General features: G+C 56.4%; 24 protein-coding genes. 5 read left to right on the plus strand and 19 right to left on the minus strand.

Translation table 11 applies throughout. The features are described 5' to 3' along the window. Window positions 1-143 precede the first annotated feature (143 nt). Entirely contained in the window at window positions 144-623 is a 480-nt protein-coding gene (locus MARLIPOL_RS17515) for a type IV pilin protein (RefSeq protein ID WP_012139679.1), read from the minus strand. 181 nt (window positions 624-804) lie between these two features. On the opposite strand from MARLIPOL_RS17515, the gene MARLIPOL_RS17520 reads away from it, so the two are divergent. Beyond that, complete coding sequence (locus MARLIPOL_RS17520; protein ID WP_012139680.1) at window positions 805-1,365, plus strand: GspH/FimT family pseudopilin; 561 nt, start codon at window positions 805-807, stop codon at window positions 1,363-1,365. A 49-nt stretch (window positions 1,366-1,414) separates the two neighbouring features. Here MARLIPOL_RS17520 and MARLIPOL_RS17525 read toward each other — a convergent pair whose 3' ends face one another. The 12 genes from MARLIPOL_RS17525 to murJ all read right to left on the minus strand — a co-directional run bounded on the left by MARLIPOL_RS17525 (window position 1,415) and on the right by murJ (window position 15,697). Further along, window positions 1,415-1,867 (minus strand): type IV pilin protein, encoded by a 453-nt coding sequence (locus tag MARLIPOL_RS17525; protein WP_012139681.1) that lies wholly within the window; start codon window positions 1,865-1,867, stop codon window positions 1,415-1,417. Window positions 1,868-1,873: 6 nt separating this feature from the next. Continuing rightward, window positions 1,874-4,858 carry a pilus assembly protein gene (locus MARLIPOL_RS17530; protein WP_012139682.1) on the minus strand — a complete coding sequence of 995 codons (2,985 nt, stop codon included), beginning with the start codon at window positions 4,856-4,858 and terminating at the stop codon, window positions 1,874-1,876. Between the two features lie 423 nt (window positions 4,859-5,281). Then, window positions 5,282-5,767 (minus strand): pilus assembly PilX family protein, encoded by a 486-nt coding sequence (locus tag MARLIPOL_RS17540; protein WP_456085437.1) that lies wholly within the window; start codon window positions 5,765-5,767, stop codon window positions 5,282-5,284. A gap of 21 nt (window positions 5,768-5,788) precedes the next feature. Beyond that, complete coding sequence (locus tag MARLIPOL_RS17545; protein ID WP_012139685.1) at window positions 5,789-6,874, minus strand: PilW family protein; 1,086 nt, start codon at window positions 6,872-6,874, stop codon at window positions 5,789-5,791. Window positions 6,875-6,882: 8 nt separating this feature from the next. After that, entirely contained in the window at window positions 6,883-7,425 is a 543-nt protein-coding gene (gene pilV / locus MARLIPOL_RS17550) for a type IV pilus modification protein PilV (RefSeq protein ID WP_036192448.1), read from the minus strand. 14 nt (window positions 7,426-7,439) lie between these two features. Next, window positions 7,440-8,042: a GspH/FimT family pseudopilin gene (locus MARLIPOL_RS17555; protein ID WP_012139687.1), complete on the minus strand. Its 603-nt coding sequence runs from the start codon at window positions 8,040-8,042 to the stop codon at window positions 7,440-7,442. A 181-nt stretch (window positions 8,043-8,223) separates the two neighbouring features. Next, window positions 8,224-9,177, minus strand: coding sequence for a 4-hydroxy-3-methylbut-2-enyl diphosphate reductase (ispH, locus tag MARLIPOL_RS17560; RefSeq protein WP_012139688.1), 954 nt, complete (start codon window positions 9,175-9,177; stop codon window positions 8,224-8,226). A gap of 20 nt (window positions 9,178-9,197) precedes the next feature. Next, a complete protein-coding gene (locus tag MARLIPOL_RS17565) occupies window positions 9,198-9,650 on the minus strand; it encodes an FKBP-type peptidyl-prolyl cis-trans isomerase (protein ID WP_012139689.1) in 453 nt (150 codons plus the stop codon). Beyond that, complete coding sequence (lspA, locus tag MARLIPOL_RS17570; protein ID WP_012139690.1) at window positions 9,650-10,174, minus strand: signal peptidase II; 525 nt, start codon at window positions 10,172-10,174, stop codon at window positions 9,650-9,652. The genes MARLIPOL_RS17565 and lspA overlap by 1 nt, the downstream gene beginning before the upstream one ends. Continuing rightward, a complete protein-coding gene (gene ileS / locus MARLIPOL_RS17575) occupies window positions 10,174-12,993 on the minus strand; it encodes an isoleucine--tRNA ligase (protein WP_012139691.1) in 2,820 nt (939 codons plus the stop codon). Before ileS ends, lspA begins: the two co-directional genes overlap by 1 nt. A gap of 68 nt (window positions 12,994-13,061) precedes the next feature. After that, a complete protein-coding gene (gene ribF, locus MARLIPOL_RS17580; protein ID WP_012139692.1) occupies window positions 13,062-14,033 on the minus strand; it encodes a bifunctional riboflavin kinase/FAD synthetase in 972 nt (323 codons plus the stop codon). A gap of 83 nt (window positions 14,034-14,116) precedes the next feature. Then, on the minus strand, window positions 14,117-15,697 hold the full coding sequence (gene murJ / locus MARLIPOL_RS17585; protein WP_012139693.1) for a murein biosynthesis integral membrane protein MurJ: 1,581 nt from the start codon (window positions 15,695-15,697) through the stop codon (window positions 14,117-14,119). A gap of 203 nt (window positions 15,698-15,900) precedes the next feature. Here murJ and rpsT point away from each other — a divergent pair, with 203 nt between their 5' ends. After that, the gene (rpsT, locus tag MARLIPOL_RS17590) at window positions 15,901-16,170 is read left to right on the plus strand and encodes a 30S ribosomal protein S20 (protein ID WP_012139694.1); all 270 of its coding nucleotides are present in this window, start codon (window positions 15,901-15,903) and stop codon (window positions 16,168-16,170) included. An 83-nt stretch (window positions 16,171-16,253) separates the two neighbouring features. On the opposite strand, the gene proB is transcribed toward rpsT, so the two are convergent. The 4 genes from proB to rplU form a co-directional block, all read right to left on the minus strand. Beyond that, complete coding sequence (gene proB / locus MARLIPOL_RS17595; RefSeq protein ID WP_012139695.1) at window positions 16,254-17,378, minus strand: glutamate 5-kinase; 1,125 nt, start codon at window positions 17,376-17,378, stop codon at window positions 16,254-16,256. A gap of 35 nt (window positions 17,379-17,413) precedes the next feature. Further along, window positions 17,414-18,607 carry an Obg family GTPase CgtA gene (gene cgtA, locus MARLIPOL_RS17600; protein ID WP_012139696.1) on the minus strand — a complete coding sequence of 398 codons (1,194 nt, stop codon included), beginning with the start codon at window positions 18,605-18,607 and terminating at the stop codon, window positions 17,414-17,416. Between the two features lie 131 nt (window positions 18,608-18,738). Continuing rightward, on the minus strand, window positions 18,739-18,999 hold the full coding sequence (gene rpmA, locus MARLIPOL_RS17605; protein WP_012139697.1) for a 50S ribosomal protein L27: 261 nt from the start codon (window positions 18,997-18,999) through the stop codon (window positions 18,739-18,741). 36 nt (window positions 19,000-19,035) lie between these two features. Beyond that, window positions 19,036-19,347 carry a 50S ribosomal protein L21 gene (gene rplU, locus MARLIPOL_RS17610; protein WP_012139698.1) on the minus strand — a complete coding sequence of 104 codons (312 nt, stop codon included), beginning with the start codon at window positions 19,345-19,347 and terminating at the stop codon, window positions 19,036-19,038. A 241-nt stretch (window positions 19,348-19,588) separates the two neighbouring features. Here rplU and ispB point away from each other — a divergent pair, with 241 nt between their 5' ends. After that, complete coding sequence (gene ispB, locus MARLIPOL_RS17615; RefSeq protein ID WP_012139699.1) at window positions 19,589-20,557, plus strand: octaprenyl diphosphate synthase; 969 nt, start codon at window positions 19,589-19,591, stop codon at window positions 20,555-20,557. A 1-nt stretch (window position 20,558) separates the two neighbouring features. On the opposite strand, the gene MARLIPOL_RS17620 is transcribed toward ispB, so the two are convergent. Further along, window positions 20,559-21,545 carry a glutathione S-transferase family protein gene (locus MARLIPOL_RS17620; protein ID WP_012139700.1) on the minus strand — a complete coding sequence of 329 codons (987 nt, stop codon included), beginning with the start codon at window positions 21,543-21,545 and terminating at the stop codon, window positions 20,559-20,561. A 105-nt stretch (window positions 21,546-21,650) separates the two neighbouring features. Between MARLIPOL_RS17620 and MARLIPOL_RS17625 the strand changes: the two genes are divergently transcribed. Both MARLIPOL_RS17625 and MARLIPOL_RS17630 read left to right on the plus strand, forming a co-directional pair. Then, entirely contained in the window at window positions 21,651-22,562 is a 912-nt protein-coding gene (locus tag MARLIPOL_RS17625; RefSeq protein ID WP_012139701.1) for a LysR substrate-binding domain-containing protein, read from the plus strand. A 113-nt stretch (window positions 22,563-22,675) separates the two neighbouring features. Further along, window positions 22,676-24,205 carry a WS/DGAT/MGAT family O-acyltransferase gene (locus MARLIPOL_RS17630; RefSeq protein WP_012139702.1) on the plus strand — a complete coding sequence of 510 codons (1,530 nt, stop codon included), beginning with the start codon at window positions 22,676-22,678 and terminating at the stop codon, window positions 24,203-24,205. Window positions 24,206-24,222: 17 nt separating this feature from the next. On the opposite strand, the gene MARLIPOL_RS17635 is transcribed toward MARLIPOL_RS17630, so the two are convergent. Continuing rightward, complete coding sequence (locus tag MARLIPOL_RS17635; RefSeq protein ID WP_012139703.1) at window positions 24,223-24,900, minus strand: DUF2057 family protein; 678 nt, start codon at window positions 24,898-24,900, stop codon at window positions 24,223-24,225. Window positions 24,901-25,118: the final 218 nt, after the last annotated feature.

Here is a 25,118-nt window from a genome sequence, read left to right on the forward strand (position 1 = left end):
TGGTTTGTTAACGCTAAATCGGTGAGTTTTTCAACAATTGACAATTTGGAACTTTTGCGACGCATTTCGCAATTGGCGGGATACATGGAGCAACAGGAATGTCCTCCAATGACATAGACTCCACTAACGTTTAGACAACTACTCTACTTCGACCAGGACTGTTCTCCCGCATCAATCGAACCCAGGTTGTCGCGATCCCAGCCGCGCATACCCGAAGACATAAGCTGAAGAAAGCCATCATCAGCTTGAGGGGTTCCCGCAATTGGCACAGCTCTCAACTCGTAGCTGTTGGCCGTCAGGTTGTAGATTCTCAAGTTATAGAAAGCGGTTCCATCGGCTGGTGACTGACTTCGAAATACCGACGCATCGGGAACGGTGAGCGTGTTGCTTATATCCGAACTACCTCCATCGGCGCCAATGTACGTACTGTTCCGGGTGTAGTAGCGCTCCATGGCATTCGCAAAGGACGCCAGATCGCCTTGCGCATCTCCACGCCTGGTACTCTTGACGTGCTCCAGATAACTGGGGTAGGCAATCGCTGCGAGGATACCAATGATGGCAACGACGATCATCAACTCAATCAGGGTAAAGCCGATCTGACCAGAGGGCCGTGAAAACTTCATGATTTTCCTCAACATTTTTATGGCTTAGCCAGCAAGAAATCAAATTAAACGTACAAGCCCATTAACCGGATTTTGAGAGACGTGCCCCTCATATCCACCTCAAGTAATCAGTTATACTCCCTGCCCAGGCCCTGACAGGAAGTCAGTACCCTGTATTTACCAACAACATGGAGTGTTCAGAATGCTGCCGACAAAGCATCCCACAGGTTTTACCCTACTGGAATTGATTATTGTCATAGCCATTGTCGCCGTCACTCTGAGTTTAGCCGTACCCGGCTGGAAAATGCTGGTCAACAAGGGACAGCATAGAGCTATTCTTGAAAACTACCACGGACTGTTTGCTTTCGCCCGCTGGAGCGCCGCCAGCCAACGCAAACTTGTTACCGTCTGCCCTCTCTCGGATAAACAACAATGCGTAGACAATTGGGAGTTACCGGTATCGGTGTTCATAGACGAGGATAAGGATAAACAACCAGACGATGGCAGAATCCTTAGGCAAATGGCTCCCGGGATCAGACCTTTCACACTGCGCTCACGAACCGGCGGACGGGGCTACTTCCGCTTCAATGAATACGGCATGGCCCACGGGTCACCCGGCAGCCTGGTTCTCTGCCCCAACGAAATCGACAGTGGCACCATGACGTATATGCCCGTTAATATGGCTGGGCGTTTCCGGGTTGAATACGATGATGATGCCGACGGCATCATCAGGCTGCGCTGGGGAACCACCATTACTTGTTAAACGGGGCAAATGAAAAAGCCGGTCATTCGACCGGCTTTGAAGAAGTTGCCTATTTACTCCAGGTATTTTCGCCGGCCTCGAAAACCGTACTGGCATCCTTATCCCAACGCCTCACTCCGGTAGAGTCCAGTTCCAACATACCATCGCCGGCCTGCGCTCCCTTGGGAGTCGCCCTCAACGTAAAGGACGTGGCATCCGCAGCCTGAATGCTCAAGTCATAATACTTGTCATTGCCATCCAGTGGCGCCTCGTCAGGATAAATAGCAGGCGATCCTGTGTCTGCTCCACCACTTGCAGCACCCGTATAGCTGTTGTTAGAAGCATAATGCCTTTCCATGGCGCCTGCCAGTCCCATCAGCGCCCCCTGGCCATCAGAGCGCTTGGTCTTCCGGACATGCTCGGTGTAGCTCGGGTATGCGATGGCGGCGATGATGCCAACGATAGCCACCACAATCATCAATTCGATCAGGGTGAAGCCTTTTTGATCTTTGCATGATCTCATCAAACCTTAATCCTCATACCAATAGGTTTCGACAACACCCTTGACCGTATCAATGGTCTTGCACTCCGTACCGATACAGATAACGTCCGTATCCTCAACCCGCATCCTCTGGGGCGTTGGGGGCAGCCCGGCCGTTTTTAGCTCCACATAACGATCGCTCTTGGTCAGAGCATCATCAGCCCCTGTGCCGTCGTAATTCTGAACTGCCCTGCCGTCAAATGCCGAAAGGTGGTAAAGCCTGGACGTGCCCGTTGGCGGGAGGCAGGGGTTACTGCTGGCTTTGGGCTCATAAGTGGTCAGATAGATTTCATTATTGACCGTCGTGCTTTCGGACAGAACCTTTTCGCCGGCATTGGTCAAACGAATAAACCAACCGTGTTTGCCTGCCAGGTCAGTCGAAGCCGCGGTCTTTTCAGCGTCAGTGCCCTCCTGAATGACGTTATCTGTTGCGTCATACAGATCATCTTCGGTCAGGGTTTCATAGAGCACCCTAGTTTCATCCGGGTCTGATGGATCAATGGGCGCCGAACTCACCGATTCAATTTTCAGCATGTAGAGCCTGTCCTTGATCGTGGTATTGAGCGGGTGCGCCTGATAGCCGGAACCAATCCCCAGGCCCAGATACCGTGTGCCACCGATCTTTATCCCGAACAGATCCGGCGTATGATAAAAATGACGGGCCTTCTCCTCGGAGGTTTCGGTCAGGTCCGAATGGGTAACACCCAAGTTGGCAATACGCCCGCCAGTGACCACAAGGGTGTTACTCTTACTGGAATCTCCCGTATCAAAACGGAAAATCTGACCGCCCATATCGCCAACATATATCTGGTCAGCAAAGCCGTCACCATTAATGTCCAGGACTTTTGGAGAAGCCGGAATACTGTACTGAAGCTCCGCAAGTTCAAGATCTGCGCCACTGTCAGTTGGGCCTGCCCACCAGATTCGCTCTCCCGTCGCGGCGTCAACAATATACACCGCTCTGCCTTCATCATCGGCAGTATGGGTGGTTGCCGAATCCTGATCCGGGTCATAACCGCCACCGAAGATCAGCACTTCATAAGCCTTCCCCTGGATTGATACCTTTGTTTTGACCGGCGTCGACCAGGTTTGCCCCATTTCCTCAAACCCGCTTGTGGCACTCGCACCTCCGGTTATGGACCACATCAGGCTCGGTGAGGAGGGGCTGGTTACATCCAGAGCATAATAACTTCGACCACCGCGGCGCATGCCAGAGTAAATACGGACAAAATCATTATCTGCACTGGCGATTTTACCATCGTTATTTTCATCATGGCTCCACTTCACGACCGAACCGTCCATGCCGTACAGCTTGGTGGAAGATTCTGTACTGTTCATCATCGCCTGCTGGTTCTTTAGCAATTCCCGGGGGATAAAAGCGAAGTCACTTTCCCCTGTATTGCCATCCACTGCATGGATAAAGCCCTGATTATCAGCGTAGTAGATAGTAGTATTCTGGGGAGTGGTCGTCGCATCGTAGATCACCAACTGGGGCACAGAGTGCAGTGGATCTGTCAGCAACTGCCGCGCATCGGTTGTATCCGAGTCACCGTCCACATCGTTGACATCCACCCCGCGTGTCCAGCTGATAATTTTCTCGAATTCTGCATCGGTCATGGTGCCGTCAGTGTCACCAAGATCCGCCTTGGTAATATTGGTGTTGGTAGTGACGACCTCATTACCCGAGTTCGTGAGATTCGAACTACGAGAGTCAAGGTTTGAATAAACGTTGCGTGTGGATGTCGTCGTTGGCAATTGGGATGCAGCTCCCCCGAGACTGACGTCCGGCCCGTCAACCTCTGGGCTCCACCAGCTTTTTGCCGTTTCTTTAAAGAATCCGGTGGTATTGTCTATAGCGGGATTACCATTGGAATCCACGATGACCGCAACCGAATTACCTGAATTGTCGGTTTGAATATCCAGCTTGTACCGCTTCAGGTTGCCATCCCAGATGGCGCCCTTATCCGACCGGAACAGTGCGTAATAGAGAGTGTTCAGGTGGTTTAGTCGATCGAAGGTGTTGATCGCAACGCCCGGGGATACATAGGTTGTGCCCTGAGCTCGGACCGCCTGATAGATTTTATCGAATGCGTCTTCCAAAGCGGCCTGATCATTAGCCAGATAATAATTGCCATCGCCAGCGGCGGCAGTATCCGACAGTAAGGTTTGGTTTGTGTGGAACCCGACTGTGTGGGTGATCAGGTACTGGTCACCATCCAGGGACGCACTCAGATCAGCATCGACCAGAAAACCGGCCACTTCGTCGAGGCAGCTGCCATTGGAATCCGATGCGTTACCGTCCCCGCAAGCCTGACCTATATAGGTACCAATAGCCGAATCCGTATCATCCGCAGTAGGTGCGCCGTCAGTCAGGAAAACTGCATAGTTCTTCTGGCATTGGTAGGTAACCGGCGAAACGTATGACCCGTCCGTCTCGGAAGTGACCGATGAAATCGGCTGATCATCGTACGAGGGGGCATCACCCCGAAAGTAGCGAGCGGTTTCAGCCAGAGTTTCAGATAAAGGCGTGTTACCCACCGGGTACAGACCGTCAACTAACCCCTTCAAGGTTGCCGCGTTAGTCTCCACGTCGACCGGTGCAGAGAGGATATGGCCGCCACTCTCCGTATAAGCTGTATTTTCTGTACAGGTACCGTCATCATCTTTACTAGTGCATTTTGTCTGGATGTTGAACTTCATGACACCAACGTTGATGTCCTGCATCTTATCGATCAGATTCTTGGTCACCGTCTGAACCACATCCATGCGGGTAGTGCCAGCGTTGTCAACGGAACTGCCCATGCTGCCCGAGTTATCGATGATAAACATGATATTGGGCTTAACAATCTGCGAGGTGCCCGGCGGTGTGAAGAAGATTTCGGTATCGTCCGCGTAGACCGGTCCGCTCGCTGTAGCAGCAAAGGCCATTGCCACCACCGAGATTATCAGGCGGAAATTGAGTTTTGTTTTCATTATTCGCCACCTCCAGAGGAATAAACGCCAGTGAAGGACACACGGTGAGCCATGCCCGTCGGCCGGTGGATATGTATAACTCCCGGTCTACCATTGAAAGTGTCCAACTCGCCCTGCTGTAATTGCCGGCCTCCAGCCTCAACCGTCAGATTCCCCGACGGAAGGAGGGAAGAAGAGGGACAGCCAGGACAGCCCTCGCCACGGACTCCGACCACATCACCACGAGCGCTGACTACCAATTCAATTGCCCGCGCCTCCACTGCCTCGTAGGGCGAATCTATAAGCTGACCTGTGGGTTCATCGGCCAATACCAATGACACCAGCCCCCACATCAACACGGCAACGACAGCTTTAAGGTTGAACATACTATTTGAGTGAAACTTGCCCATCTCTGCCTCCGGGGACGAAATCCCCTTATTAATATCAGTAGTATTCAATGCCCTTGAACACTCGCGCGGATGCACCGGTATTTGTCATATTGGCCTCGCCCTCCAATTCGTAACGAAATCCCTTTAACTGGTTGGAACTCTCGTCAGCATCCATGGAACTGCCACTGGTGACGATGACCTCACCCAGATAACGCGCCTGATAGCTTCCGCTTACGCCGTTTCCAGAATCGATGGTCACATTGACCTCGGAGCTCAGACCGGAGGCGTTCTGCATGGACTCTCGCAACAGATCGAGGTTGTTTGCGTACACCAGATCCATCAGCGACCTAACCGTGCTCTCCGCTGCCTGGAATGACCGATTGGAATTCTGGGAATTCACTGCCATGCGCTCCTGCATCACTGACGTATTCATTCCCGCAATCCCGATCAGCGTCAGCACCAGCAACACAATCAGGGATACGATCAGCGTAGCCCCACGCTCCCGCTGGACTAAAACGAATTTTGTTTGCCTGTTCATCATCTGGTCACCATTACCCTGTCATCAGTCACGGTTGCGGAGCATTACTGTTGATACGAAGGTCCGGCGCAACCGCTGGTCCTCCGGGTGAGTGACAGTACCACCACCGCTGGTTCCGGTTATTGTCTCACCTGGAAGTGCATAATCCGCGCTATCAATGTCGTCCCGGACCGGATCAGAGTGACTGATCAGCATGCCAATCCGGAGCGCTTTCACACTAGTCATATTTCCCACCTGATTGGCAGGACGGTAACGAATATTATTGGTAGCCAGCACTTCACCGAATTCGATCTGGAGATTCTCCACGTTTTCAACGATTTCTTCCGGCGGCAAGAGCGACCCATCCAACTTATTTATCTGACGGTATAGTGCAAAAATATCGTTGCCTCGGGCATCATCCCGGCCAGTATCGGCGACAAAGTAGAGTGTCGAGGAGAACCTCATAATTCTTGCGTCTGCCGTGTAGGCCCGGCTCAAACGGTTTGAACTGTTTACGCCCTTGGCATGAGCCCATGTGTTGGAAGAGGGCTGACTGGAGATACGGAAGAGATCCGCCGCCTCACAATTGGAGATCATCACGATATCGTTCTGGGCAAACCGGGCTACATCGTTACCTGTTACCTGAACATTGGCATTCTCCACTTCCATGTTGCCCGTAAGCCCAATAGCCATTGTTTCGCCACGCTGCACAGAGATCACGTCACTGCCCACTTTGGCACTCGACTCGATTGCGGTACCGTCAAATTCGGTACCATCGGCCCAGGCCCCGTCCGTCACTTCCCAGCCACGCAACGTAGTCTCAAAAAAATCGGATGTGGGCGGGTTGTCGGCGATAATGTTCAACGTCACATCATCCGGATCGGCACACCCCTGGAACCCGACCATGCGCATATCCCGGGCCATGAGGTCTGTGGCGATGCGTGCGGCCTCCTGGGTTCGCGCCAGCGCATTGCTTACCTGAGAGGTCCGGTTGGAATCCATGTACACGGTGAACACCCCGAATATCAGGGTGGCACTGAGAGCGAGAGCAACCATCAGCTCCACCAGAGAAAGACCGCGCTGGGCATTCCTCATGCTGGCAATGTTCCTGACGTCAGGAGCCTTGATCATGTCATACCTCACAATAGAAACCGCACGGTGTATGAACCGTCGCCGCTAATGTTTTCACCCGCGTCCCCCTCCCGGGCGACCTCATCCCAGGTCACGGTGACAGTGAATCTGGACGTGGCTGCATCGAATTGAATCGTCCCAACCCCGCCAGGCAACAAGACCGTGTCGCTGCCTATGCCCTGGATCTGACGGGTCCATTCCACCTTATCCAACGTTGCCTGGTCTGCAGGCGTACAGCCGGCAGCATCAGTGGCACAGGCCGGGAGCGTCGTGGTCGCGCCGTCGGTGCTGAAGCCGGCATAATCAGCCGCCCTTTCTTTGTTGGCGCGCATTCGATCAGCCATATCGTAGGCAAGGATGCTGGCCTGCGTCCTGAGATACGCCCCCTGGTTGTTGCGCATGCCCTCCAGGGTGAGACCGGCCAGACCGAGCAAGCCAATCGCCAGGATGAACACCGTTACGAGGATCTCAATGAGCGTGAAGCCACGCTGACCTCGGGCCGCGTCGCCGGTGCGGAAAAATAGATGCTTATATGTACGCTTTTTGTTCATGTCTTGGCTCACCATCACGGACAGGTCACATCGTTGCCTTCATGGTCGTTCAGAGTGCCATTGCCATCGGTGTCCCTGGCCAAATGGGTCTGACCCGAGAAATTGATCGAGATAGCCCTCGCCTCGGCAGCACCTCTTTCGTCACAGACAACAAACGTGCCAGCTACATTCGGCGGGACAGCAGCCGAAGCTCTGGGAAAGCCTTTATTGTCAAACTGCACGAAGTTGCCGCTGTCACTGGTCATATCAATAATTCTCAGCGTATTTCCGCCCGCAAGCCCCCCGCTGACCTTGAGCAGCTCATCAGTGCCACCAAATGTCGCATTCATGTCATCGTCGCGGAATACAATGACACCTGTTTCCCAGTTGGAGTTGCCACTGCAGGTCGCACTGTCGGCGGACGCACATACTGTAACGACACCGGAAAGAATCTTCGACGCTTCGCTGCGCGCAAAGCTGACAAGGCTGCTAGTCTCATTGATTTGTGCAGAAAGGCGATTATTCAGCACCATCTCACGGAAAGACGGGACTGCAAACGCTGCAATGATCCCGAGGATGATAATGGTGATCAGAAGTTCAAGGAGGGTAAAACCCGAATGACGCTTGATTCCAGACATAAATCCTTCCCAGTTTTACTTGGATAAAGATTATGCCAGATGAAATTGATAGGCCAGCGTCACTCGATCAGCGGCAAATGTCAGGGGATGAGCGGCATGCAAACTGTTTTTGGTGTGATGGCCATCACGTACACGAACACTCAGATACGTCCACGATGCACCATCGGGCCCAGATGCAAAATCAGCTTACATCCACCACATCAATTCGCAATTCCTTAGGCATAGAAAACACAATGTTCTCCTCCCTGCCCGCAATCTCCTCGGGCAGATCACCACCAAGCTCCCGGAGGCGGGATATCACATCATTCACCAGCACTTCCGGGGCGGAGGCGCCAGCGGTGACGCCAACGGACTGTTTTCCGTCCAGCCATTGCGGTTCGATCTGGGCGGCTTCGTCGATCAGGTAGGCGGGGGTGCCCATGCGCTCGGCCAGTTCCCGCAGGCGGTTGGAGTTGGAGCTGTTGGGTGAGCCGACCACCAGCATCAGGTCGCAGTCGCCGGCCAGCTGTTTGACCGCATCCTGGCGGTTCTGGGTGGCGTAGCAGATATCGTCTTTCCGGGGGCCCTGGATTTCGGGGAACCTGGCACGCAGGGCGTCAATGACGCGGGCGGTATCGTCCATCGACAGCGTGGTCTGGGTAACGTAGGACAGCTTGGACGGGTCCTGCACTTCCAGCTTTTCAACATCCTCTTCGTTTTCAACCAGATAGATATCGCCGCCGTTGCTGTGGTCGTACTGCCCCATGGTGCCTTCGACTTCCGGGTGGCCCTGGTGCCCGATCAGGATGCACTCACGGCCTTCGCGGCTGTAGCGCATGACTTCCATGTGGACTTTGGTGACCAGCGGACAGGTGGCATCGAACACTTTCAGGCCACGACTGGCGGCTTCGTTCTGTACCGCCTGGGAAACCCCATGGGCACTGAAGATGACCAGGGTATCGTCCGGCACTTCGTGCAGTTCGTCCACGAAAATCGCGCCCCGATCCCTCAGGTTGTCGACCACAAACTTGTTGTGAACGACCTCGTGGCGCACGTAAATGGGCGCCCCGAACACATCCAGGGCCCGATTAACGATTTCGATGGCACGGTCGACACCGGCACAAAAGCCACGGGGGTTCGCGAGTCGGATCTGCATATCTGCGCCTGCTGCTATGGTTAGTGGGCCGGTCCGACCGGCTCCACGTCAATAATTTCCACGTCGAAGGTCAGTGTACGCCCTGCCAGGGGATGGTTGAAGTCCACTTCCACTTCGTCACCCTCGACACGGCTGACCACACCCGGCAACTCCTGCTGGCGGGCATCGGCGAAGGAGATCATCACCCCCGGCTCGAGTACCATATCGGCACTGAATTCGTGACGCTTGAAGGTTTGCACGTTATTCGGGTTGTGCTGACCGAAGGCCCGCTCAGGCGGTACTTCTACCGACTTTTGCTCACCGGCAGTCATGCCCATCAGGTAGGCTTCGAAGTTCTCGGGCAGGTTTTCGTCACCGATCTCCAGGGTAGCGGGCTCTTTATCAAAGGTGGAATCCACCACTTCCCCGTCCTGGAACTTCAGGGCGAAGTTGAGAGTAACGCGGGTTCCCTTGTCTACAGGCAATTCTTTCATCAGTGTTTATCGCTCCCGTCCGCAACCTCCTCGGGGGGCTTGCGGAACATGTCGAGAATCATCATGCCGGCACCGATGGTGATCGCGGTGTCGGCCAGGTTGAACGCGGGAAAGTGCCAGTCCTGCCAGTAGAAATGCAGGAAATCCACTACATAGCCATGCACCACTCGGTCATAGACGTTGCCGAGTGCGCCCCCGAGAATCAGGGCGACGGCAACGGCCAGCCAGGTTTCATGGCGCTTGAGGGAGCGGAGCCAAATCACCAAGGCCACGCTCACGCCAATGGCCAGCACCACGAAAAACCAGCGCTGCCAGCCATCGGCGCCCGCGAGGAAGCTGAAGGCGGCGCCGGTGTTGTGCAGCAACGTCAGGTTGAAGCTCGGGATTACGGGCACCGGGTTGCCGTAGGTCAGCATGGCTGTCGCCATGGCCTTGGTTCCCAGGTCCAGCGCAATCACCAGAACGGACAGCCACAGCCACTTCAGTTTGGCGCCGGGGCGTTCATCGCTCATAACCGCATCCATCAGGCAAACGAACGGGCTTCACCCGCCCCTTCCACGTTGGTCACACAACGGCCACAGAGATCCGTGTAAGTCGCGTGCTGTCCCACATCTTCACGGTGATGCCAGCAGCGCTCACACTTGGCATGAGCCGCCGGGGTCACCTTCACCAACAATCCTTCATGGGTGGTGGACTCGGCATCACCAGCCTCGGACACCGGCTTGACGGTGGCTTCCGAGGTAATCAGAACGAACCGCAGCTCTTCACCCAGGTGTTTGAGATCCGCCGCCAGCTCACCTTCACAATACAGGGTGACTTCCGCACTCAGGGAGCCTTTGATTTCACCACGTCCGCGGGCCTCCTCCAGGCACTTGTTCACCGCTTCCTTGACGCTGTAGATTTCACGCCAGTAGTCGCGCCCCAGCTCGGCATCCTCCGGCAGCGCCGTCAGCCCCTCATACCATGTCTCGTAGAATACGGTGTCGCCACGCTCACCCGGCAAGGTCTGCCAGATCTCGTCCGCGGTGAAACTCAGAATCGGTGCAATCCAGCGCACCAGGGCTTCGGCCACATGGTAGAGCGCGGTCTGACAGGAGCGACGCTCCCGGCTGTCTGCCTGAGTGGTGTACTGGCGATCCTTGATGATATCGAGGTAAAACCCGCCCAGCGTCGCCTCGCAGAAGTTATACACCTTCTGATAGATGCGCAGGAAGGCGTAGTTCTGGTAGTCCTCGTTGAGCTCGTTCTGCAACTGCAGGGCACGATCCACCATCCAGCGGTCCAGAGCAATCATGTCCTCCGGCGCGACCATATGCTGGTCCGGCTCGAAACCGGTGAGGTTACTGAGCAAGAAGCGCGCGGTGTTGCGGATTCGACGGTAACCGTCTGCGGTCTGACGGAGGATGTCCTTGGACACCGTCATCTCGCCACTGTAATCCGTGGCAGCCACCCACAAACGCAGGATGTCGGCGCCCAGCTCGTTCATCACTTCCTGGGGCGCAATCACGTTGCCCATGGACTTTGACATCTTGTGGCCCTTGCCGTCCACCGTGAAACCGTGGGTCAGCACCTGCTTGTAGGGTGCCACACCGTTCATGGCGATGGAGGTTTTCAGGGACGACTGGAACCAGCCACGGTGTTGATCAGAACCTTCCAGATACATATCGGCCGGGAACTGGCCCAGCTCGGTCCGCGGGCGCAGGACGGACTCGTGGGTCACCCCTGAGTCGAACCAGACATCCAGAGTATCCGTGACCTTCTCATACTGGTCGGCGTCATCACCCAGCAGGGCGTTGGTGTCAATCTCGTACCATGCGTCGATACCACCGGTTTCGATCTCTTTGGCCACGGCCTCAATCAGGTTCTGGGTATCCGGGTGCAGTTCCTGGGTTTCCTTGTGGATAAACAGGGTAATCGGCACTCCCCAGGTACGCTGACGGGAAATACACCAGTCCGGGGACTGCTGGAACATGGCCTCAATGCGGTTCTGGCCCCAGGCCGGAATCCAGCGCACCCCCTTGATGGCTTCCAGGGCATCGGCACGCAAGTTCTCTTTCTCCATGCTGATGAACCACTGCGGGGTGGCGCGGTAGATCAGCGGCGTCTTGGTGCGCCAGCAATGGGGATAGCTGTGGCGGAACTTCTCGGAGAACACCAGCTTGCCCTCACGCTCCAGCGCGGAACACACCGGCTCATCGGCTTTATACACGTGCACACCGGCAAACTCACCCGCGGCAGTCGTGTAGGTGCCATCAGCCTGTACCAGGTTCAGGGTATCGATACCGTAGGCCTTGCCGACTTCAAAGTCTTCCATACCATGGTCGGGGGCAGTGTGAACGGCGCCCGTACCCGCGTCCGTTGATACGTGACCCCCCAGAGTCACCGGCACCTGTTTGTCATAAACCGGGTGGTGAAGCGCCAGATGCTCCAGCGCCGCACCGGAACAGGTGGCCAGTACCTCGAAATTCTCCACAGTCCAGCGCGCCATGATGCCTTCCACCATGTCAGCGGCCAGGATCATCCGTTCCGGTCCCTGCCCGACATCCAGCTGAACCAGGGCGTAGTCCAGATCGGCACTCAGCGACACCGCCTGATTGGCGGGGATGGTCCAGGGCGTGGTGGTCCAGATCACCACAGACACGTCCCCTTCGCCTTTGTCAGCGCCAAACAACGACAGTGCCTTGGCCTGATCCACCGCTGTGAAGCGCACATCAATCTGCGTGGACGTCTTGTCCTGGTATTCTACCTCGGCTTCTGCCAGTGCGGACTGACCCACCACACTCCAGTAAACCGGCTTGTAACCACGAACCAGATGACCTTTGGCAACGATCTTGCCAAGCGCGCGAACAATACCCGCTTCCACTTTCGGGTCCATGGTGAGGTAGGGTTTGTCCCACTCCCCCATTACGCCCAAACGGATAAAGTCGGCTTTCTGACCGGCGATCTGCTTGGTGGCGTAGTCACGGCAGGCCTGACGGAAGGTTTTATAATCCACCTTCACACCCGCTTTGCCGATTTCCTGCTCAACCTTGTGCTCGATGGGCAGACCGTGGCAGTCCCAGCCCGGTACGTATGGGGCGTCGTACCCCATAAAGCCTCGGGACTTGACGATCATGTCCTTGAGAATCTTGTTGACCGCGTGACCGATGTGAATGCTGCCGTTGGCGTAAGGAGGGCCGTCATGAAGAATGAACTTGTCCCGCCCTTCACGCTGCTTGCGCAGGTTGCCGTAGACGTCCAGGTCCTGCCAGCGTTTGAGCATGTCCGGCTCTCGCTTGGCCAGGTTACCGCGCATGGGAAAGGCGGTTTCAGGCAGATTCAGAGTGTGCTTGTAGTCGCTCATGGTATGTGTGCGTACTCTTTCGGTCAGTTGTCATCAGTAAAATAGAGGCCAGATCACGCCGGTCGACCTCAGCGGTCACCAGCGGCAGAACCATTGTCGGCAATCCACGCCCGGGCGCTGTCAAAATCACGGGCTATTTGCGCTTTCAGCTCGTCCACGGAGGAGAATTTGATCTCTTCCCGCACACCGTGACGAAACACCACTTCAATATGCTGTCCGTAAAGTGTGCCAGCAAAGTCAAACAGGTGCACTTCCAGCGACGGCTGCTTGCCATCCACCGTCGGCCGGAGGCCGATATTGGCGACACCGTCGTGAATGGAGCCGTCTTCCAGAGTCGCACTGACAACATACACCCCCTGAAGCGCAGGCATTCTGCGCAACAGGATGTTTGCCGTCGGTGCGCCAAGCTCTCGGCCCAATTGGCGGCCATAGACTACCCGCCCCCGTATCCGGTAGGGGTGGCCAAGCAGTTGTTCCGCCTGCTCCAGACCATCGACGTTCAACAGGTTTCGTACCCGGGTACTGCTTACTCTCTTGCCGCCAACGGTGACGGTTCGGGTATTCTCAACGCTGAAGCCCCGCTGTGCGCCGACCTGCTCCAGCAAGGCAAAATCCCCGGCGCGATCACAGCCAAAGCGGAAATCATCACCAACCACCAGATGCCGGACCGCAAGCCCGTCGATCAGGACGTCCTCAATGAATCCCATGCCGGAGTAGCTACGAAATTTCTCATCAAAATGCAGGCACAACACGATATCGATGCCTTCAGCCAGCAGAGCCTCGAATTTCTGACGAAACGCCATCAAACGGGGTGGTGCCTCACTGCCCTGGAAAAATTCACGGGGCTGAGGCTCGAAGATCATCACCACCGACGGCACCCCAAGGACGCGGGCCTTTTCCTTGACCTGGTCCAGAATGGTTTGATGACCAAGATGAACACCGTCGAAGTTGCCAATGGTGGCAACGCAACCATCGGCAAGAGGGGATCCCTCTTGCCGGGAGAGCGCTTTCAGGTTGGTCAGGCCCCGGATCAGACGCATGTAATGCGAACCTTCAATTGCCAGCTGTACATTCCACGGATAGCCGACGGCCATCCGCTGGTGAGAAAACGCGCGATTATACCCTACCTGTGGCGGAAATGTCTTACCCGGACGCCGGCAACGGCCAGCGCAACAAAGTAAACAGCCACCCCGGCAGCCACCAGAACACCCATGTCTGCCGCCTTTTGCAGCCCATCAGCGGCAAGCCAGTCGGCAACCGGGGCTTGCAACCAGACGACAACACCAGCCAGCGCAACATTGGCAAAGGCAAGCTGACCGAGGAACCGGGGCCATCCTGGCTGGCTTTGCCAGGCCCCCTCTTTTCGCAACCCCCGCCACAACAGGAAACCGTTCAACCAGGCGGACAACGAGGTCGCCAATGCCAGCCCAGCGTGGGCCAGCGGAAAGACGAGCATAAGGTTAAACACCATGTTGGCAACCATGGCGATCACGCCGATCTTGACCGGTGTTTTGGTGTCCTGCCTGGCAAAGAAACCCGGCGCCAGCACCTTGATCAGCATAAAGGCCAGCAACCCGGCCGAGTAAGCACGCAAACTTTGCGCGGACATGGTGACATCACGATCCGTCACTTCGCCATAATGGAACAGCGTGGCGATCAGCGGCTCGGCAAGTAACGCCAGTGCCAGTGCCGCTGGCACGCCAATCAGCAGAACCGCCCGCACAGCCCAATCCAGCGTGGCGGCAAACTGGTCAGCGGATGCTGCCGCGTGCTTGCGGGACAGGCTGGGCAGAATCACGGTGGCAATGGCGATGCCGAACACCCCAAGGGGCAACTCGGATAAGCGGTCGGAGTAATACAGCCAGGAGACACTGCCGGTTTGCAGGAAAGAGGCCAGCACCGTATCCAACAGGAGGTTGATCTGACTGACCGAGACACCAAATAACGCCGGCGCCATCAGCCTCAGAATCCGGTTTACACCTTCATGGCGATAATCCACCCTGGGCCGGGGCAGCAGCCCAAGACGCATCAGAAACGGCAACTGGAAGAACAACTGCAGCGCCCCGGCAATAAACACCCCCCAAGCCAAGGCCATTATCGGGGTCTCCATCAGTGGCGTGAGGAATATCGCGGCACCGATCATCGCCAGGTTCAGCAACACTGGCGTAAAGGCCGGGATCGCAAACCGGTCATAGCTGTTGAGAATGCCGCCCGCGAAGGCGGTCAGCGAGATCAACAACAGGTACGGAAAGGTAATCCGCAGCATGTCGCTGGCCAGACCAAACTTGTAGTCGTCATCAAGAAAGCCGGGCGCAAACAGTGCCGTCAATAATGGCGCCCCCAGCATCGCAACGATGGTCACCCCAAGCAGCACCAGTCCGAGGGAGCCGGCGACCGCGTTGACCAACCGACGCACCTCGGCAATGTCCTCTTTTTCCCGATAGGACGACAGCACCGGCACAAAGGCCTGGGAAAAAGCCCCCTCTGCGAACAGCCGGCGGAGGAAGTTGGGAATCTTGAAGGCGACGAAGAAGGCGTCGGCACTGGCTCCGGCGCCAAAATAACGGGCAATCACCATGTCCCGCACCAGCCCCAGCACCCGCGAGAGCATCGTCATCACCCCAACCAATCCTGACGAGCGGAGCAGGCCCGGCGCTTTCGGCGGTTCTTTTTTCTGTGGCGTATCTTCAGCTTGGGATGACATGCGGGTCCTGATGTCTGAAATGGCTCATGAAAATGGCTGGCGGCGAGTTTAGCACAGCCCTTATGTGCCACGGGATGAAATGGGTTTAAGCCTTGACATTTAAACCCATCAGCGGCATAGTTCCGCGTCATTTATTTCGACGCGCTGGTTTTGGCGCGCCCGCGAATTTTTCGAATCAATTACAGATTTTCAGGAGTTATACGGTGGCAAATTCCCCGCAAGCCAAGAAGCGCGCTCGTCAGAACGAGAAGAACCGCAAGCACAATGCCAGCCTGCGTTCCATGGCTCGTACTTACATGAAAAAAGTTCAATCCAAGATTGAAGCCGGCAACTACGAAGAAGCACAGACTGCCTTCCAGCAGTTTCAGCCGATCATGGACAGCATGGTCAACAAGGGCATCTTCGCCAAGAACAAGGTTGCTCGCCATAAGAGCCGCCTGAGCGCCAAGATCAAGGCCCTGAAGAGCGCGTAAGCGACTTTCCTTCAGAGCTAAAAAAACCGGCTTTCGAGCCGGTTTTTTTGTGCCTGCCCGCCAAATCGGGGGAAGTGGAAACGCTAGACAATTACCATGTTATCCCGGTGTATCATCTCTTCGTCCGAGATATAGCCAAGCACTTCTGCAATCCTGCCGCTGGAACGGCCGGCAATGGCCCTGGCCTCGTCCGCATCATAGTTGACCAGCCCACGGGCAACTTCTTTCCCGCTCCGATCCACGCAGGAAACCATTTCGCCGCGACGGAACTGACCGGACACACTCTTGACGCCAACCGGCAACAGACTGCGACCACCCAGGCACAGCACTCTTACAGCACCATCATCCAGCGCAAGTTGACCTCGCGTTTGCAAGTGGCTGGCAAGCCACTGCTTACGCGCCGCAATCCGCCCCTGCTCCGGCAACAGCATCGTACCAATCACATCGCCGCTACGCAGACGCGTAATGGCATGCTCTATCCGACCACCGACAATGACGGTAAAGGCACCAGAGCGAGCCGCCAGGCGAGCCGCACGAACCTTGGTCTGCATACCGCCTCGCCCGAGAGTACCGGCACCGCCACCGGCCATGGCGTCCAGCTCATGATCCCCGGCTTTCCGCTCGGTGACCAGCTGCGCATCGGCGTGCTTGCGGGGATCCTTGTCAAACAGCCCAAGCTGATCGGTGAGAATGATCAGACCATCCGCCTCAATCAGGTTAGCCACCAGGGCGCCAAGCGTGTCGTTGTCACCAAAGCGTATTTCGTCCGTGACCACGGTGTCGTTCTCATTAACGATGGGCACCACACCAAAATCCAGCAGCGCCCTCAGCGTGCTGCGCCCGTTCAGGTACCGCTTGCGGTCAGACAAATCATCGTGAGTCAGCAGAATCTGGGCGGTATGGATATCGTGGCGCTTGAACTGGGCCTCCCAGGTCTGCACGAGCCCCATCTGACCAACTGCAGCTGCGGCCTGCAACTCATGCAACTGTTGCGGGCGGGACGTCCACCCCAGGCGACTCATCCCTTCAGCAACGGAGCCCGAAGAAACGATAACCACCTCTACGCCATCGTCAATCAGCTCGGCAATCTGATCCACCCACAACCCCAGGGCCGCAACATCCAGCCCCTTGCCATCATTGGTCAGCAGGGCGCTTCCTATTTTCACAACCAGGCGACGAGCCTGACGTAACTGGGTGCGTTCACTCATGATTCGTCTGGGCGCTCACTGATAAATCTATCGAATTATTCCGGGGCATAAACCACTTCGACGTCGTAATCATCGTCGTCGAAGTCGTCATCGTCATCGTCCTCACGGGCAGCACGGCGAGCCTGACGCTCCGCCTCAATACGGGCACGTGCTTCCTCATCCATCTGGCGGCGCCGCGCCGCCTCGCGCTCGGCGAATTCAGGATTCTGAGCCTCCTCCTCGGCTTGCTCTTCAATCCAGCGCATGACCGCCTGGGTCAACGGCTTGGTACCCTCTCCGCTCAATGCGGAAATACGGAACACCGGCCCCTCCCAACCCAGCTCATCAACAATAGCCTGGCAGTGGGCATCCCGGTCTTCTTCCGCAACCATGTCTACTTTGTTGAGGACCAGCCAACGCTCCCGGTTAGCCAAGGTTTCACTGAACTTCTCCAACTCATGCTCAATGGCTCGAACAGACTCCGTCGGCGAGGAGCCATCGTAGGGAGCCACGTCTACAAGGTGCAACAGCAGGCGCGTGCGAACCAGGTGCTTCAGGAAACGGATGCCGAGCCCAGCGCCTTCAGCAGCGCCCTCAATCAATCCAGGAATGTCGGCGATGACGAAACTCTGGTGCGCCTGCACGCTGACTACGCCCAGGTTAGGCACCAGCGTGGTAAACGGGTAGTCCGCCACTTTGGGCCGCGCCGCCGATACGGAACGGATAAAGGTGGACTTGCCCGCATTGGGCATACCCAGAAGGCCCACGTCCGCCAATACCTTGAGCTCCAGCCGCAGGTTGCGCAACTCACCTTCCGAGCCCTTGGTCGTCTGGCGCGGAGCGCGGTTGACCGAGGACTTGAAGCGGGTATTGCCGAGGCCATGAAAACCACACTGGGCGACCTTCAGGCGCTGCCCGACATGAGTCAGGTCCCCGAGCACCTCATGGGTGTCCATATCGACAACCGTGGTACCGACAGGCACCGGCAGCACCAGATCTTCACCCTTGGTGCCGGTGCAGTTGCGACCGGAACCCGGCTCACCATTCTGAGCCTTGTGTTTGCGCTGGAAGCGGTAGTCGATCAGCGTATTGAGTGAATCGTCCGCTTCCAGATACACGGAACCACCATCCCCGCCGTCACCACCGTCGGGACCACCCTTGGGAACGTACTTTTCTCGCCGGAAACTCAGGCAGCCGTGACCGCCCTTACCGGCTTCCACGATGATGGTGGCTTCGTCTACGAATTTCATGGATCAACCCTTTGCGCTGTGCGCATAAACTAAAAAGCCCCGCAGCCTCTAGGAAGCTTTGCGGGGCTCCGGATCACCCTGATGATACCACCAGAGCAATCCAAGGTTCGACAGAACCGGATCGCCGCTGCTTACGCAGCCGGAACGATGCTCACGAACTTACGGCTCTGCGGGCCTTTGACTTCGAACTTCACCTGACCGTCTGCTTTCGCAAACAGGGTGTGGTCCTTGCCAATACCAACGTTGTTACCAGCGTGAAAACGGGTGCCGCGCTGACGAACAATGATGCTGCCTGCAGAAACAGCCTCACCGCCAAAGCGCTTCACACCAAGTCGTTTCGACTCGGAATCGCGACCGTTACGGGTACTACCTGCTGCCTTTTTATGAGCCATTACAAGCCTCCTTATCTAAGGGGTTATTCGAGGGTCTTAGCCCTTGATACCCGTGATCTTGACTTCAGTAAACCACTGACGGTGGCCCTGACGCTTCATGGAATGCTTACGACGACGGAACTTGATGATCTGGATCTTATCGTGACGACCGTGGCTAACCACTTCGGCTGTCACTTTGGCACCATCAACAACCGGCGCACCAACCTGAACCTTGTCACCATCGGCAACCAGCAGAACGCGGTCAAACTCGACGTTACCGCCGGTTTCCACTTCCAGCTTTTCCAGCTTCAGAGTTTCGCCTTCTTTTACACGGTGCTGCTTACCACCGCTAACAATAACTGCGTACATTAACGTTCTCCGCGATTGACCCATCCCTGCTCTTATCCACCTGGTTCTAAGGGAAGCGCTTCGGCAACCCTATAGCAGGGAGCGCAGGTTGGGATGAGTTGGGCGCGTGATTGTACGAAAACCGGCCCGGCAATACAAGCCAAGTTGACACAGAAAGCCCCAGTACCTAGCATTGCCGCTTCCTGCCCGATTTATCAAAGAAAGCATCAACGAAAACACCAGAAAGGGATCCACAAGCCGCATGACAGCCCAGCGCATCTACGACACCGTAGCGGATGATTTCAGCCGCGTGAACGACCTGATCATCAAACGGCTTTCTTCCGATGTCCCGCTGGTGGAGAAAATAGCCCACTATATCATTGAAAGTGGTGGTAAAAGGCTGAGGCCCCTGCTGGTCCTCTTGTCCAGCCAGGCCGCAGGCTACCACAGGGACGACCACCTCAAACTGGCCGCCGTTATCGAATTCCTGCACACCGCAACCCTGCTCCATGACGATGTGGTGGACACATCCGACATGCGCCGGGGCCGCAGCACTGCCAATGCCCGGTGGGGAAACGCCCCCAGCGTGCTGGTAGGTGATTTCCTCTATGCCCGCGCATTCGAGATGATGGTGGAGCTGCAAAGCCTGCGCATCATGGATGTATTGTCACACGCCACCGCTGTCATTGCCGAGGGCGAGGTGATGCAATTGATGAACGTAAAGAATCCGGACCTCACCGAGGCGCAGTACATGGAGGTCATCCACAACAAGACCGCCATGCTGTTTGAGGCCGCCTCCCACACCGGTGCCTTGCTGGCCGGCGCCGACGAACGTCAGGAAAATGCCCTGAAGGACTACGGCAAACACCTGGGACTGGCATTCCAGCTGGTGGATGACGTGCTCGACTACCGCGGCGACGCCGAAGCCATGGGCAAGAACGTGGGTGACGACCTCGCCGAGGGCAAGACCACCCTGCCCCTGATTCACGCCATGGACAAAGGCGTGGAAGATGAACGCCAGCTGATTCGTCAGGCCATTCGCAAGGGCGGCCTGGATGACCTGCCGGCTATCCTGCAGATAGTCGACAGCTCCGACGCCCTGGAGTACACCATGGCGAAAGCCAGGGAGCAGGCTTCCCTGGCAGCGGAGTGCCTCGATGCCCTTCCCGAATCCGATTACAAAGAAGCGCTGGCACTCCTCACCGAAGTTGCCGTTGCCCGCGTCAGTTAACTCAACCCAGTGACTCTCTGCCGTGGGGCGTCTCAAAATCCAGTTGCGGCCCCACAGCGACAATCTGGGTCGGGTTGATGGTCCGCTGGCTCACATAGTAGTGCTGCTTGATCTGGCCGATGTCGACCGTCTCCGACACCCCCGGCACCTGATACAGATCACGAACATAAGCCGATAACGCCGGAAAGTCCCCAATGCGTTGCCGGTTGCATTTGAAGTGACTGTAGTACACCGCGTCGAACCGGATCAAAGTGGTAAACAGACGCCAATCCGCCTCAGTGAGCTGCCCTCCGACCAGATAGCGCTGCTTTTCCAAGCGCGCCTCCAGCCAGTCAAGTGAGTCAAACAATGCACCATAAGCCTCTTCGTACTTGTCCTGGGCGGTGGCAAACCCGGCCTTATAGACCCCATTGTTGACGGTGTCATACACCCGGGCATTCACCTCTTCGATCTCACCTCGAAGCGGCTCAGGATAGAAATCCAGCTCCTCACGCACACCATCCAGACCATCAAACGCGGAATTGAACATCCGGATAATCTCAGCCGATTCGTTGCTGACAATGGTCTGCTTTTCCCGATCCCACAACGCCGGTACCGTCACTCGACCGGAATAATCCGGCGCCGCCCGGGTGTAAACCTGATGCAGGAAACCATAATCGTGCAAATGATCCCTGTGGCGCTCATCACCGGGCCGGAACTCCCAGCCGTTCTCTACCATGTCCGGATGAACCACCGACACGGAAATGTGCTGCTCCAACCCCTTCAATTTCCTGAAAATCAAGGTGCGATGTGCCCAGGGACACGCCATCGACACATACAGATGGTATCGACCCGACTCGGCCTTGAATCCACCCTGACCTTCCGGACCAGGCGAGCCATCCGCCGTTACCCAGTTGCGGAACCTCGCAGCCTCCCGTTCAAACTTGCCACCGGTCTTGCTGGTGTCGTACCACTGATCGTGCCATTTGCCGTCAACTAAAAGGCCCATAATGTCTCCCTCTCCAAAACCCGATAATATTTGAAGAAGAATAACGGTCAGCCTGCTACCCTCTCAAACAAGCTTTTCTGGCCAACAACCTCAGATATTTCGAACATGCATACAGCCATCACCATAGACGCTCTCAAAGTCCTCGATGCCATTGACCGCAAAGGCAGTTTCGCCGGCGCCGCGGGGGAACTGTTCCGGGTACCCTCCGCCATAAGCTATACGGTGCAGAAGCTTGAGGAAGATCTGAACATCGCCATCTACGACCGCAGTGGTCATCGCGCCACCCTGACGCCAGCGGGACGCTACTTGCTGGAGGAAGGCCGAACCCTTTTGGAAGCTGCGGAAAACCTGGCGCACACCACCAAACAGGTCGCCCAGGGTTGGGAAACCCGACTGCGCATCGGCTTCAACTCCCTGCTCCCCGCCGAATGCCTGTTTCCGGCCATTAAGGCATTCAACGATCTGAACATTCCCGTAGAAGTTCAGCTCGTTGAAGAAGTATTTGCCGGCTCCTGGGACGCGCTGCAGAGTCGCCGTATCGATCTGATTGTCGGCGCAGATCAGCTCAGCAAGCCGGCCGGCACCTTTACCACCAAGGCCCTCGGCAAGATGAACTTTGTGTACGCCGTTGCTCCCGATCACCCGCTGGCTTCCGCCCCCCAACCATTGACGGAAGAGGATATTGCCCGCTACCCGGCTGCGGTTGCGGCGGACACCTCCCGCTCACTACCGCCTGGGCATGCAGGCATCTTCCGGCGACAACGCACCATCACGGTAGCCAACATTGACCAGAAGATTGCTGTGCAGCGGGCGGGACTGGGAGTGGGCTGGCTGCCGGAATCGCGGATTCGCTCGCAACTGAGGGAAGGCCAGTTGATTGCCGTTGATGTCCATGACGTTCGCCAACCCATTATGCTCCACCTGGCACGGCACGCTGAAGATCAGGGCAAAGCCTTGATGTGGTTCTGGAAACACCTGAGCCAATCAGAGGAATTGTCCTCCTGGCTTGAAACTTAACCCCGAGGTCGACGTGGCCGCCGAGGCGTAGGCGGAAGAGGCAAAACAGCCAACGGAATCCGGCACTACTCGTTTATACTGCCGGAAAACAAAACGCCGAACGGAGTTCAAACATGCGGCAGTTGTCGGAACTGGATGCCTCTTTTCTTTACCTGGAGTCGGAAACGGCGCCCATGCACATCGGGGGCATCTATCTGTTTGATGGTCGTGGCAGCAACAAACCACTGGCCTTCAGCACCTTTGTGGCTTATCTGCGCAGCCGGCTCCATGTGGTTCCCCTGTTCCGCCAGCGCCTGAAAGAAATCCCCTTTCGTCTTGGTCGTCCCTACTGGATTGATGATCCAGATTTCAGCATCGAGCGCCACCTCGCCTACGTCAACCTGGGTGAACACGGTCATGTGCAGGGCATGATGGAACTGGCTTCCAAAATTCTGGAGGAGCCACTCAAACGGGATCGCCCACTTTGGCACATCACCTTTGTGGATGGTTTCCCCGCAGCGGATGACGACGATGGGCACCACGGGTTCGCCCTGATCGTCAAACTTCACCACGCGGCCATTGACGCCTTCAGTGGTGAGGAAATCATTGGTAAGTTGCTGGAATATACGCCAGAGGCAAGACCCATTTCCCCTCCCCGCCCCTGGCACCCCAAGCCCGCTCCGTCAGAAGAGCGGGTTATTGTGCAGACCGGCGCTAACCTGCTGCGCAAACCCCTCCAGGTCACCTCTCTCGCATTCAGCGCAGCGGAGATAACGGCGCGGGGGCTGATTCAGAAACAGATGCGGAAGTTGCCGCTACCATTCCCGGTATTCTCTGCGCCCCACAGCCCCTTCAACCGCCAGATCACCGCGAATCGTCAGATTGTAGCCGCCGATATTGATCTGGCTCGCCTCAAGGCCATAAAAGCTAGCCTGGGCAACGTCACCCTCAATGACGTGGTCCTCGGGCTGTGCGCCGAGGCACTCCGGCGATATCTGGTAAACCAGGAAGGGGATCCGGACAAGTCACTGGTCGCCATGACCCCGATATCCGTGCGCTCCAACAGCCTGCGCAAAGCAACGGGCAATCAGATGTCCGCGATGCTGCTGGATCTGGCAACCAGCGAACCGAACCCCGCCCGCCGAATCCGCAAGATCCACCGGAATGCAGTCGCGTCAGAACCCTACAGGGAAGCCATTGCGGCGGATAGACTCACGGAACTGTTACCTTCCACCATGCTGGCTCTGTCTGCGCGGCTCTACTCGGAGCTGCAGATTGCACAGCGGTATCAGCCGGTTTTCAACCTGCCCATCACCAACGTACCCGGCCCCCAGGTCCCGCTTTACCTCCAGGGTGCACGCCTGGTTCGGCAGTACAATACCGCGCCGCTGTTTGACAGTATGGGACTGGTGATCGTAGCGGTCAGTTACGAAGGACGACTGACGGTAAACTTCACACTCTGCCCCGACGTTGTCGCAGATGGCGAGTCACTGAAACCGTTACTGGAAGAGAGCTTATCCGCCATCGAGAGCTCAGCAGCCAAGCTGACTGAATCCGACGAAGAGCTGGATGATCAGACGGACAACGGCCAGAGCCTCGCGGACGAGGCCCTGACGTTGCTTGAGGGTATGCTGAAAAGAACGCTTCAACGTTTCAGGCGCTGAAGCGCCGCGCCTGACCGTTATTCAAATGCCCAGCGCAAGAAAGTACGCTTTTCCTCTTCGCTGGCGTTTTGCCACAGCGCTTTCAACTGCCCCAGAGTGTCACCGCCTGTTGTTCCGATCGTTCCGCGCTGATCGCCAGAAACAGGTGCGCGCGCAGGACCAGGCGTCTTACCATTCCACAACTTGAAGCTCGCCACCTCTACACCGGCTCCATCCACAATAGCGCCAGAGAAACGTTCCTGCAGCGCTTCCGCTTCCCGGCGCGACTCCGGTTTGTCAAACTCGAAAGTGTAGGATTCACCCGCTTGGGCAACGAAAGACACCGCATGGGGCTCCGTCTCCACCACATGAACCTTAGACTCGCCGTCTCGCACGACTCCGGTTTTGGCCCAGATCGTCTTGTAGTTGAATACGATCTGGTTTTCACCAGGCAACAGATCGTAATTCAGGGCAAGGTCATCCATGAGGAAATCACTCATGCTCAGACCATTCACTCTGACCACCTGAATCTCGCCCGGGGCCTTGAGTAGCGCACGACCACCCTCAGCAACCTCCCCTTCCCACGTCTGTATCCGGGCCAGGGATGAGGCACACCCAGCCAGCATTGCAGCAGCAAGGGCAAAAACGAACAATCGGAGAGCCATTACCGGGAAGGCTGTCACCTTGAAAACTTGCAAAACGTGATAAATACTCATGAAGCGTCCTTGTGATGTGAAGAGTTCAGACTGCTGGCATTCTGACGAGTGCCATTGGACAGGGCAAGAGGGCGGCACCCGGTTTTCAGCCTCGCCCTCTCCAGAGATGAAAACCCGGAATGAGACCCAGGGCTTACAAACAACAAAAAACGGTTGAATTCATCCGAAATTGATTTAATTTTATACAATCGGACAAGACGTGGCCCTGAAAGCAGAAT

Origin of the sequence: Marinobacter lipolyticus SM19, assembly GCF_000397065.2 — a bacterium.
In the GTDB taxonomy this organism is placed as follows: Bacteria; Pseudomonadota; Gammaproteobacteria; order Pseudomonadales; family Oleiphilaceae; genus Marinobacter; species Marinobacter lipolyticus.